General features: G+C 42.2%; 11 protein-coding genes. 6 read left to right on the top strand and 5 right to left on the bottom strand.

The annotated features are described in order from the left end of the window. The first annotated feature begins 8 nt into the window (after positions 1–8). Genes PSM36_RS07975 through PSM36_RS07965 form a run of 3 tightly spaced genes read left to right on the top strand, consistent with a single transcriptional unit; the run spans position 9 to position 2,466 of the window. On the top strand, positions 9–602 hold the full coding sequence (locus PSM36_RS07975; RefSeq protein WP_076930471.1) for a DUF4062 domain-containing protein: 594 nt from the start codon (positions 9–11) through the stop codon (positions 600–602). Beyond that, complete coding sequence (locus PSM36_RS07970) at positions 599–2,089, top strand: RNA-binding domain-containing protein (protein WP_076930470.1); 1,491 nt, start codon at positions 599–601, stop codon at positions 2,087–2,089. The genes PSM36_RS07975 and PSM36_RS07970 overlap by 4 nt, the downstream gene beginning before the upstream one ends. 8 nt (positions 2,090–2,097) lie before the next feature. After that, the gene (locus tag PSM36_RS07965) at positions 2,098–2,466 is read left to right on the top strand and encodes an ATP-binding protein (RefSeq protein ID WP_076930469.1); all 369 of its coding nucleotides are present in this window, start codon (positions 2,098–2,100) and stop codon (positions 2,464–2,466) included. Here PSM36_RS07965 and PSM36_RS07960 read toward each other — a convergent pair. The 3 genes from PSM36_RS07960 to PSM36_RS07950 form a co-directional block, all read right to left on the bottom strand. Next, on the bottom strand, positions 2,431–2,727 hold the full coding sequence (locus PSM36_RS07960) for an ATP-binding protein (protein WP_232001559.1): 297 nt from the start codon (positions 2,725–2,727) through the stop codon (positions 2,431–2,433). The two genes, PSM36_RS07965 and PSM36_RS07960, sit on opposite strands and share 36 nt — an antisense overlap. Next, entirely contained in the window at positions 2,655–3,086 is a 432-nt protein-coding gene (locus PSM36_RS07955; protein ID WP_076930467.1) for a helix-turn-helix domain-containing protein, read from the bottom strand. Before PSM36_RS07955 ends, PSM36_RS07960 begins: the two co-directional genes overlap by 73 nt. A gap of 261 nt (positions 3,087–3,347) precedes the next feature. Beyond that, complete coding sequence (locus tag PSM36_RS07950) at positions 3,348–5,243, bottom strand: vWA domain-containing protein (protein WP_076930466.1); 1,896 nt, start codon at positions 5,241–5,243, stop codon at positions 3,348–3,350. A 217-nt stretch (positions 5,244–5,460) separates the two neighbouring features. Here PSM36_RS07950 and PSM36_RS07945 point away from each other — a divergent pair, with 217 nt between their 5' ends. The 3 genes from PSM36_RS07945 (at position 5,461) to PSM36_RS07935 (ending at position 8,139) form a co-directional block, all read left to right on the top strand. Further along, positions 5,461–6,033, top strand: coding sequence for an RNA polymerase sigma factor (locus PSM36_RS07945; protein ID WP_076930465.1), 573 nt, complete (start codon positions 5,461–5,463; stop codon positions 6,031–6,033). Positions 6,034–6,102: 69 nt separating this feature from the next. Further along, positions 6,103–7,314, top strand: coding sequence for a carboxypeptidase-like regulatory domain-containing protein (locus tag PSM36_RS07940; RefSeq protein ID WP_076930464.1), 1,212 nt, complete (start codon positions 6,103–6,105; stop codon positions 7,312–7,314). Positions 7,315–7,503: 189 nt separating this feature from the next. After that, a complete protein-coding gene (locus PSM36_RS07935) occupies positions 7,504–8,139 on the top strand; it encodes a hypothetical protein (protein ID WP_179947217.1) in 636 nt (211 codons plus the stop codon). A 168-nt stretch (positions 8,140–8,307) separates the two neighbouring features. On the opposite strand, the gene PSM36_RS07930 is transcribed toward PSM36_RS07935, so the two are convergent. After that, positions 8,308–9,711 (bottom strand): MFS transporter, encoded by a 1,404-nt coding sequence (locus tag PSM36_RS07930; RefSeq protein WP_076930463.1) that lies wholly within the window; start codon positions 9,709–9,711, stop codon positions 8,308–8,310. Positions 9,712–9,818: 107 nt separating this feature from the next. Next, the gene (gene hutH, locus PSM36_RS07925) at positions 9,819–11,318 is read right to left on the bottom strand and encodes a histidine ammonia-lyase (protein ID WP_076930462.1); all 1,500 of its coding nucleotides are present in this window, start codon (positions 11,316–11,318) and stop codon (positions 9,819–9,821) included. Positions 11,319–11,362 lie beyond the last annotated feature (44 nt).

Genomic DNA, 11,362 nt, shown 5'->3' with positions numbered 1-11,362 from the left:
TATTAAGTATGACAGCAGATGGAAAAATAGAAGTGATGGTAGCATCTTCGGTGATTGGCTATGAAGACCAGGTGGAACGGGTTTGCGGTCTGTTTGAACAAATGGGCTATCATCCCATCAGTTCTCATTACAAAACAATGCCTGTTGACCCATCCAAATCAAATCTTGAAAATTGCCTGACTGCTGTTGAAAATTGTGATGTGTTCTTCGGTATAATACGGCCCTTCTATGGAACAGGTGTTATTGGTGCCACATCTATTACACACGAAGAAATGAAAAAAGCCATTGAGCTGAAAAAGCCGAGATGGTTTGTTGCCCATCGGGATATTCGGGTAGCTCGTGTCCTTTTGAAACAATACAGGTACTTAGCAGATGGAAGTTTAAATCCTGACTTTACCTATCGAGAAACCAAATTACTGGATGACATTCGGGTTATTGATATGTACAACGATACTATTTTGAATGATGTTCCGCCCGAAGAGCGGGTTGGGCATTGGACAGATGAATATTTCAATATCAAAGACATTGAAAAGGTCATCGAAACACAATTTGGTAAAATGGACAGAATTTTTGACATCATCGAAAAAATGAAAACAGTATGAAAACAGGTGATGTAAACTATATACAAGACATATTGCAGAAAAAGGAATCTGCCACTTTGGAGTTTAAGGCTCGCTTTGATAAAGTAGAATGTGCCAAAGTGATTTGCTCATTTCTTAATCGTGATGGTGGGCAATTGGTTATTGGAGCAGAAGAATCTGAAAAGATTACAGGAGTTCAAAATGCGGAGAAGCTAGCCGTAGAATTTCAAAATTTTCTGATTTCTGAGATTGTGCCTGAGCCTGCAATTTCGGTGGACATTCAAAAAGTTGGCAACAATAAATTAATTGTTGTTTCGGTTTGGAAAGGAACAAATCAGCCTTACATATTCAATGGAGGTGTTTATTACCGTGTTGGTTCTTCAACCGTACAAGCCAATTCCAAACAATTGGCTGAGTTAATTCATAAAGAAACAGATCGCAATCAACGTTGGGAAACAAAATCTGCCATTGAGGTAGAAGTTGAGGATATTGACTTGAATGAAGTTTTAGACTGCATTAAGGATGCAAATAAATCAGGGCGTGAACAAAGTTTGCCAGATAATCCGCTTCAATTCTTAAATAAATACGGGTTGTACAAAAACGGTGATTTCACCAATGCAGCTGTAGTTTTATTTGGGAAAAATCCCGTGAAGTTTTTTCCGCAAGTTCGGGTTCGACTATCTGTTTTCAAAACCGACAAAACGGGTGAAAAGCTTTTGTATGACAAGATATTTGACCACAATCTATTCAAGTCTATTCGGCAAATAACTGACTTCTTTGATTTGGCTTACGGTGTTTCCAGTTCTTTCCAATCTACTAAATGGACGAGAACAGACAAGGTTTCCTTTCCAAGGTTAGCAATTCGTGAAGCTATTCTAAACGCTTTTGTTCATAGGGATTACTCTTCTTTTTCAAGCAGCATCGCCATCAATATTTATCCTGACAAACTTCAAGTAAATAGCTACGGAAGTTTACCAAAGGGAATTAGTGTGAAGTCTTTATCCGAAGACCATTTGTCCATTCCTGTTAATCCTGATATAGCCCACATTTTCTTTTTGAGGGGTTGGATTGAAAAGATTGGCATTGGCACAGTAAAGATGATTGCTCACTGTAAAGACCTTGGCTTCAAACCGCCAGTTTGGAAAGTAAAAGACAATACTGTTTCGGTTACATTTCCTGATGTTGCTGTTCCTTTCAATTTTAATGAGGGAATAACTGAGGGAATAACTGAGGGAATAACAAAAATGATAGATGAGGGAATAACTGAGGGATTAATTGAGGGAATAACCGAGGGAGTAAAAGAATCTATGATTCAAATAGTTTCTCTGATCCTGACAGAAAAGAGCATCAGAGCATCTGAAATAGCTGAAAAGCTGAATAAGCCTTATAAAACTTTAGAACGTCATATATCTCTGCTCAAGCAAATTGGAGCAATTGAGTATATAGGGTCAAAAAGAGCTGGAGGTTACGAAGTGTCTGAAGATTTCAAAAAGTTAAGTGGCAAATAACTTTAGGGATGAAAATTAAGAAAGTCGAAATAAAAGATTATAAGGCATTCTACGGCTTGAATGAATTTAAGGTAGAAGGCAAAAACCTTTTCATCTATGGGGAAAACGGAAGCGGTAAAAGTTCCTTTTATTATGCCTTGAAGGACTTCTTTCAATCATCCACCGAAACATTGAGCTATGATGAAACCGAAAATATTTTCTTGACCAAAGCCCAACAAGGCAAAGGTTTCATAAAAGTAACTTTCAATCCTGACCGAAGCGGAGCAGCCAATGACAAAACCTATACGGTTAAGAAAACATCAAAAGACACCTATACCGTATCCCGTCTGTCATGGGCGTATTTATCCATCTATTTTGTTTGCCGATCTTTGTTGTAAAAACAGTTTATGGCAACACCAACCAGGGAGCTCAGCCGCCCTTTGTGCACCTGTCACCAGGACGTTCTCCGCCCGCTCGAGGTAATTGCAGTCCACCAGCCGGAGCACTTGGTTCCTGTCCAGGTTACGCGGATGCGAGTAGTCTATTTCTTCAAGGGATGCCGGGTAGCGGAACCCCGCATTTTTTATCAGCCGGTCCGTTTTCCGGTTCTCCTGTTCTTCCCATTCGGCCTCGACCAGGGTCGCCAGCATCTGGTCGATCGTGAACTGCCCCGATGTTTTACTCTCCAGGATAGCCCTGAACGAGGACTGCATGCCGTACGTAGGGTGAAACCTGTTTCCTCCAACTTGCTGCTGATATCGGGGAAAAGTTGTCGCAATTGGGTCAACTTATCCCGGCCTCGCGTATTATCCTCCAATAAGATATGTTCCAGCGCCTCGTTGCTGTGGGAGGAAACTGCCTCCGGTGCCAATCCCCTGGACTCTGCCTGGCGCAAATAGCGCTTGACCGTGTTTTTGGATACCCCAAGCTCACGGGAGATCGTCTTGATCCCGTAACCAAGGCCATGTAAATGTAGTATCTGTTTTACCATGCTGATGCTTTTAGGTGTTCCTGCCATTTTGATTATCGTTTATGTTTACACTTGTAGCCATAAACAATTCAAAGTGGAAAACCTTCAGCGCCCGGGAGGGGTCAGTATGCCGGAACGGCAGGTTGAGGACATTCCGGCATGTTGACCCCTGCATTCATTTAATAAAAAATGCGTGTCCCGAGGAGTTTTGCAGAGGGGGCAGGATCCCGGAACAGGGGTCAGCTTGTTCCGGAATGAGGGGTCAGGATAAAACGGAATTTGCAAGACTCCCAATATCTTAAAATTCCTCTACTTAGCCAGCTGCTCAACAGCCTCGACCAACCGGATAAACTCCCGGCGATAGCCGTTCGGATCATCATTCAACCCTTTACGGGCAAGTTCAAGGACTTTCGCATAGGATGCATCGCCTTTGAAGTCTGAATCACGCAGTAGCTGTCCGAACATGGCGACCGACATAATGAAGCTCAATTCATCCGATGCATTTTTATTCACCATATTTGCCAATACCGGAATTTCTAATTTGCGGCTCACATCTTCGTCCGGTTTTTTGTAGCGAAGTTTTACGGTCAATAATTCTTTACTGTTCGTATACCCAGGTGCGGTAGTTTCTTTCCCCGAAGATTGGTACTTCAAAGGATCTATACTACCCACAGGCGATTTAACTCCTACAGGAACAATTTCATAAAGCGCTGTCACAGTATGACCGGGACCCAGTTCACCTGCATCTTTCAGATCATCATTGAAATCCTCGTCATTAAGCAACCTGCTTTCGTAACCGATCAGACGGTAAACATTGACGAATGCCGGGTTGAATTCTACCTGAATCTTCACATCTTTTGCCACAGTGTACATTGTACTTCCGAATTCGTTCACAACTACTTTGTTGGCTTCCTGCAAATTATCGATGTAGGCATGATTTCCGTTTCCTTTCTGTGCCAAGATCTGCAGTTTATTGTCTTTATAGTTCCCCATTCCATACCCGAGGACTGTCAGGAAAATACCGCTTTTCCGTTTGGACTCGATCAATGACTCCAATCCCCCAGTAGTCGAAACACCCACGTTAAAATCTCCATCGGTACACAAAATCACCCGGTTATTCCCGTCTTTTACGAAATTCTTCTCGGCAATCTTATACGCCAGTTGAATACCTGCACCTCCTGCGGTAGAGCCTCCAGCCTGCAAACCCTCCAAGGCATCCATGATCTTCTGCTTGTCGGCTCCGCTTGTCGATGGCAACACTTCACCTGCTGCTCCGGCATAAGTAACGATCGCAACCCTGTCCTGCGGGCGCAAATTATTCACCAACAGCTTCATCGATGATTTCACGAGTGGTAATTTATCAGCACTATACATCGAGCCCGACACATCGATCAGGAAAACAAAATTGGTTGCCGGTAAAGCTTTGGATGGTATTTCCTTTGCTTTTACACCGATACGTAGCAACTGATGATCTTTGTTCCACGGACAAATAGTTGTTTCTGTGACAATATTCACCGGATGTCCATCCGTAGGCTGTGGATAATTATAACTGAAATAGTTGATCATCTCCTCCACACGTACTGCATCTTTTGGCGGCATCTGTCCCTGGTTGATCATACGGCGGATATTGGCATAAGACGCAACATCCACATCAAGCGAGAAAGTGGAAAGTGGTTGCTTCAAGGCCGGAAGAAAGTGGTTTTCCTTTAATGATTCATACTCTTCAGTATTGGACTCCCTCCCTATGAAAGGATACATTGGAGGCACGGCCATGTCATATTGAACCATTCCCTGCGTATGGACACCTGAAGCCCTGCCCTGGAATAATGACGTAACTGCTCCGGTTATGTTTCTCAATTTATTAGGCTTTCCGTACCCGATGATAATCTCCTCTTCGAGTACCACGAAATCCGGTTCCAAATAAATTTCCATCCTTTCACCCTTTACCTTTACCTCTTTTGGTTTATACCCGATATACTGAACTTGCAGTATTTTTCCTTTTCGGGTTTTAATACTGAATTCACCGCTCTCATCAGTAATCACACTATTGTTTGTATTTTTTTCCATAACGGTCGCACCGATCAATGGCGATTTATCCTGACCATCCGATACTTTACCCTTCACTACTATTTCCTGCGCGGAAACCGATAATGACATTACCATCACAAGAAACATCAAACTGATTTTTTGAATTGTTGTCTTCATAATCTTATTAATTTACTGATTTATTGACTATTATTTTTACTATTCGGATTCTGAAAAAATTCATTACATAGATTTTCTGTCGCCACATTTAATCTTTCACTTCTAGTTTTCAGCTTTTAGTTTTATATATAGATACAATTATGCCTTGGAATCCATAAACAAATGAATAATTTTTTAATTTTGTATGGGATTTTCTCACGAATGAATTGCTAAGGGATTGAAAAACAGAAGAGATATAACTACACTATCAAACGATGAACTGTTTGCTCTTTGTAAAAAGGAAAAGCAATCAGATTATTTCGGTGAGTTGTTTCGTCGTTATATCCCGATGATATATGGGTTATGCCTGAAATACCTTGGTAATGAGAACGAGGCGCAGGATGCCGTGATGGACCTGTTTGAGGAGGTTTCACAAAAGGTTAAACGATATGATATACAGAATTTTCATACGTGGCTTTACAGTGTATCCAGGAACCACTGCTTATTACGTTTACGGAAAACAAAACAAACATTTTTTGTAAATATCGATGATATAGTTATGGAAAATGGCGACTTCTTCACTCTATTAGATAAAGAGAAGTCGAGTGAAGAAGAGTCGGCATTAATGTTCTGCATGAAGGAACTGGGAGAAGAACAGCGAAAGAGTATCGAATATTTTTATTACGAAAACAGATCGTATGCCGACATCGTTTCCATTACAGGATATACGCTCGAAAAGGTAAAAAGTTATATCCAGAACGGAAAGCGGAATTTGAAGAACTGCATTATACGGATTCTAAAAGTAGAATAGTTTTCTATCGGCATACAAATTATAGTTGTGATACGAAAATAAAATCTAAAGGAGGCAACGATAAACAGAGTGAATCTAAAAGATTACATAAGGGGACAACGACGAGGGAAGGAAGCCAACCAATTGGAACGCAAAGCCATGGGAGATTCCTTCCTCCAGGACGCTATCGATGGATACGATTCGGTGGAAGGGAACCATATATCCGCTATTGACGATTTGGAAAAACGTCTCTCTGCACCGGAGAAACGTTTCAATAAACGGATATGGATATGGGCTGTAGCGGCAGCAGTCGTATTACTTATCGGCACTCCTCTCCTGCTGAATAAACCTTATATGGCAGAGGAATCAACCGTTGTATCCGATATTATTCAAACCGAAGAAGAAATTATTCCTTCTTTGATACAGAAAGATACGATATTGGTTGCCGATCATCATGAACTAAACAGAAACCAGGATACTGCCTCCAAAGTAAAAGAAACATCCTCACCTTCCTTACCGGTAGAAGCATCTTCTGATAATATTCAACTGATCGCGGAAAATATCGCAAAAGACACTGAAATTGCAAACGATATTAAAAATGTCCCGGATAAAGAGATCCGGTCATTAACAATTCAGCAGATAGGGGAAAAAACGGTTATGGAAGAACGACAAAAAGAAATTTCTGAAACATTGGCTGGTCGTGTATCCGGCATATCTACAACCATCACTCCGGCGGATAAATTATTCGTTTCCGGGCGGATAGTAGATGAAACCGGTGAACCTCTCGTGGGTGTTATAATTCAACTCTCAGATACCCGTACGGGAACCATTTCCGATACAGCGGGCAATTTCCAGTTAATTGTTCCAAACGACAAACAGGAAAGGCTTATTGCCTCATATGTCGGAATGACGAACGTCGAAATTCCATTGAAAGAGAATGCAGGAGATATTATGATGAGAGCTGATGATATGGCACTCAACGAAACGGTTGTAATAGGATACGGCGTACCGAAAAAGAGATTATTTGCCAGGTCCACCTCATCGGTAAATGAGAAGGAAACATTCGGAGAAAAAGAATTCAAGGATTATTTTATCGAGAACTATGACAAGGGAATCTGTGAGGGACAAAAACTTATAATTACAGCTGATTTTTTTATAGATCCCATGGGAAGGCCGGCACATATTGATATCAAAGAAAATTCGTGTCCTGCATTGGAAAGTGAAATAAAAAGGCTTCTACTGGGTTCTCCTCACTGGTCGAGTAAAAACAGAAAAGTAACCTTACGGATTGAATTACCTTAAGCAATAATCTTTCAGTCACAGAAGACTGTAACTACGTTAAAACCTGTTCTTTTCACAAACATTTTCCCATAAGCAATTGTTAAGCTGAAAGATGTAACGATAGGATTATCTCCCGACAAACGATTGAACTTCAAGCTGACTAACGTTATACCTGTTCTTCCATATCATTAATCATCCAAACTGATTGACATGATCAGATTCCCATTCCTCGTGCTTTCGGTTTTACTTATCCTTTCGTGTAATAACAAGAAGGAGGAAGTAAAAGAAAAAACATCCGTAATGACCGGTTGTCATAGCACCCAAACAACCGACAATGAATGGTACACCTCAGGCAAAAAAGCGCCGATGTTCAAAGGATTAGAAGGTATCAACTTCAAAATATCAACTAGCAGCGAAGAGGCTCAGGCTTATTTTAACCAGGGAATGATGCTCTCGTATTCATTCAACCATGCGGAAGCTGCAAGGTCATTTTATGAAGCCAGCCGCTTATATTCCACCTGCGCCATGGGCTATTGGGGTTATGCCTATGTCCTGGGACCCAACTATAACGCCCCAATAATGGCAGAGGATAATTACCAACCTGCTTACGAAGCTACCCTTAAAGCGCTATCCCTATCCAAAAACTGCACTCCTATGGAGATTGCCCTGATCAATGCTCTGGCAACCCGGTACGAGGCAAAAGCGCCGGACGACAGATCCCATTTGGATATTGCTTACGCAGAAGCGATGAAAAAAGTGTATGAGCAATACTCTTCCAACCCTGATATCGGTGCTCTTTACGCCGAATCATTGAAACTTGCATCTTCTTCAAGTATTATCCACTAATATATCTGATTCAGCATTTCCGACAGCCGGATTTTCACCTTTTACAGAAAACAAATATATATTTCGACATAAATAATGACCCCCAAAAGTTAGCTCAAAAAACTTTTGGAGGTCAATTTATTATTGTTATTTCGCCCTTTTCACCTTTCACTTCGCGCAGATTTCCTACTATTTCCGGATATTTGGTGATTCCAGTCCGTACCCCTTTTTCTTATCCAACACTTTGAGATAGAAAGCCAGTGCCAATGCGGCCACTCCAAATGCGGCAAAAATAAGCATCGGAACCGTGTAGTTGTATTTTATATCTTCTCCTGCCAGAATTCGTTCTGCCACACCGGGATTGGATACTTTTAACGACCATCCGATCAGGATTGGCGTTAGCATCAAGCCTATATTCTGTATCCAGAAAATGATGGAGTAAGCCGATCCCAATACTTTGTTATCTACCAGTTTGGGTACTGAAGGCCACAAAGCGGCCGGTACCAGGGAGAATGAAATACCCAACAGAATAATAGCCCCCAAAGCTACAGCAAACGTAAAATTCTCTACCGGAGTTATGGCAAAAATCAGATGGCAGATAATTACCAGCAATGAACCGGCGAACAGCATTGTTGCAGCTTTACCTTTATGGTCGATAAACCAACCCAGGAAAGGAGTTAGAATCATCGCTCCGATGGGAAAATAGGAAAATAAATTTCCAGCTTCCACGGTCGTCATACCCAACCGGCTCTCCAGCATACCCGTAGCAAATTTCTGGAACGGGAAAATGGCTGAATAAAAGAGAACACATAATCCGGCTACCACCATAAATGTCTTGGAGGTAAAGATAGCTTTCAAATCGCTTACCTTAAATTCTTCTTCCGGATCTGAAGCGGTTCTAAGGCTATCCGTCTGGGAATCGAGTTTTTTATCGAAGAAGAAATAAACGGAAAACGACAGCAATCCTATCAATAGCAACAACGTACCTACTCCAACCGAAAGAGTTATGCCCCCTTGTTCGGCTAAATAAGGCGACAGACGGAATACGGAAAATACACCTAATCGGGCAATAGCCATTTCCAACCCCATTGCCAGGGCCAATTCCTTTCCGGCAAACCATTTGACAATTCCTTTCGAAACCGTGATTCCGGCCATTTCAACTCCACAGCCGAAAATAGCAAAACCCATACACGCCACTTTTGCTGAAGCAGGGAAACCGGTCCAGAATGAATTAAAGAAATCATATCCGAATCCTCCGGCATTGAAGTGATCACTGATACCATACAGTTTTATGGAAGCACCTATCACCATAAGTATTCCCGAGAGGATTGCTGACCGCCTTACCCCGATCCGGTCCAGAATAATTCCTGCAAAGATTAGAAACGCCACGAATACATTTAAAAAGTATTCCGACCCGGCGACTGCCCCAAACGTGTCGGGAGACCATTTAAGAGAAGTTTCAAGCTGGGTGCTCAACGGTGCCAACACATCAATGAACATATAAGCAAAAAACATCGTAAGGGCAAGCAGGATCAATGCAGTCCATCTGGCCACAGGCGAATCACGAAGCGTGTTATGAATTTTTTCCACGATCTAAATATATGTTTAGTTTATTAAAGTATTCTTCGTTATATTTTTAAAAGTTGCAAAGATACGAAATCCGAAAATAATATACCATAAAGGGATGATTTAATCTCATTTTATAGCCCCTCTACCTCCAGCCGGTTAAGGAATGAAGTTGTTTTACGTATTTCTTTATACATCACAATATCTTCATCGATGAAGGGAACCTCTTTGCGATAGAATTTCAGTATCCTTTCAATTAACGGAGATGATTTAAGGGGACGCCTGAATTCCATCGCCTGCGCTGCATTCATCAGCTCTATGGAAAGGATGATATCAAGATTATCCATTACTTTAAGCAATTTGACAGCCGACGTAGCTCCCATGCTCACATGATCTTCCTGGCCGTTGGACGAAACGATCGAGTCGGTACTTGCCGGAGCACAATACATCTTATTCTGGCTTACCACCGAGGCCGCCACATATTGAGGGATCATAAAACCTGAGTTAAGACCGGGATTGGCTACCAGAAATTCCGGGAGTTCCCGCTTGCCGAGGATAAGCTGGGCAGTACGCCGTTCGGAGATATTCCCCAGTTCCGCCAGGGCAATGGCCAGGAAATCGAAAGCCACGGCAAGGGGTTGTCCATGGAAATTACCACCTGAAATGATCTCGTCATCATCCGGGAAAATGGTAGGATTGTCGGTCACAGAATTGACCTCCGTCATCACCACCGATTTCACATAATTAATAGCATCTTTGGTCGCGCCATGCACCTGTGGCACGCAACGGAAAGAATAAGGATCTTGCAAATGTTTCTTTTCTCCTGAGATGATGTCGCTTCCTTCCAGGAATCTGCGTATATTCCTTCCTGTTTCCAGTTGTCCCTGATGAGGTCGTATAAGTTGTAGTTTCTCTTCAAACGGTTCGATATGGCCGTCGTATGCATCAAGCGACATGGCAGCGATCAGGTCGGCCCGTTTGGATAACCGCTCCGCTTTCATAATGGCATAGACTCCGTGAGCCGACATAAACTGTGTACCGTTCAACAGAGCCAGTCCTTCTTTACTCTTCAACCGGATCGGTTTCCATCCGAATTCATCGAGCACCACGCCTATATCCTGTTTCTTTCCTTTGTAAAAAACATCACCTACACCGATCAAAGGGAGGAAGAGATTAGCCAGCGGTGCGAGGTCACCTGAAGCGCCCAGTGAACCTTTATCGTACACGATGGGTAGGATATCGTTGTTAAACAGGTCAAGCATCCGTTGCACCGTCACCGCCTGCACTCCGCTATAACCCAATGAGAGGGCATATGCTTTAAGCAGGAACATCAGCTTGACGATCAATGGAGGCACCTCTTCACCCACGCTGCAAGCATGTGATTTCACCAGATTTTCCTGAAGTGTGCTTAGGTCGTCATTCGAAATCGTGCGGTTGTACAATGAACCAAATCCGGTAGTGATGCCATAGATCGGTCCTGTTTGATTTTCCATTTTCTTATCAAGGTAATCTCGGCATTTTTGTATCCGCTCCTTGGCCTCAGGAGACAGTTCCAGCTTTATATTCTCGGTAATGATCCATTTCAGGTCATCCAATGTAAGTTCTTTTTCCCCTATATAGTAGATATTTTTCATATGACTAAAACTATTATTTTCAATGGTGTCATATGGAACTCGCT

The sequence above is a fragment of the Proteiniphilum saccharofermentans genome (assembly GCF_900095135.1).
Lineage (GTDB): Bacteria > Bacteroidota > Bacteroidia > Bacteroidales > Dysgonomonadaceae > Proteiniphilum > Proteiniphilum saccharofermentans.
Note: the sequence above shows the minus strand (reverse complement) of the source record. Positions and strands in the feature narration are given on the sequence as shown.

Coding starts and splice junctions, on each gene's coding strand:
- PSM36_RS07975 (WP_076930471.1), top strand. CDS start 9: ATGACAGCAGATGGAAAAATAGAAGTGATGGTAGCATCTTCGGTGATT.
- PSM36_RS07935 (WP_179947217.1), top strand. CDS start 7,504: ATGATCAGATTCCCATTCCTCGTGCTTTCGGTTTTACTTATCCTTTCG.
- PSM36_RS07965 (WP_076930469.1), top strand. CDS start 2,098: ATGAAAATTAAGAAAGTCGAAATAAAAGATTATAAGGCATTCTACGGC.
- PSM36_RS07970 (WP_076930470.1), top strand. CDS start 599: ATGAAAACAGGTGATGTAAACTATATACAAGACATATTGCAGAAAAAG.
- hutH (WP_076930462.1), bottom strand. CDS start 11,318: ATGAAAAATATCTACTATATAGGGGAAAAAGAACTTACATTGGATGAC.
- PSM36_RS07955 (WP_076930467.1), bottom strand. CDS start 3,086: ATGGCAGGAACACCTAAAAGCATCAGCATGGTAAAACAGATACTACAT.
- PSM36_RS07950 (WP_076930466.1), bottom strand. CDS start 5,243: ATGAAGACAACAATTCAAAAAATCAGTTTGATGTTTCTTGTGATGGTA.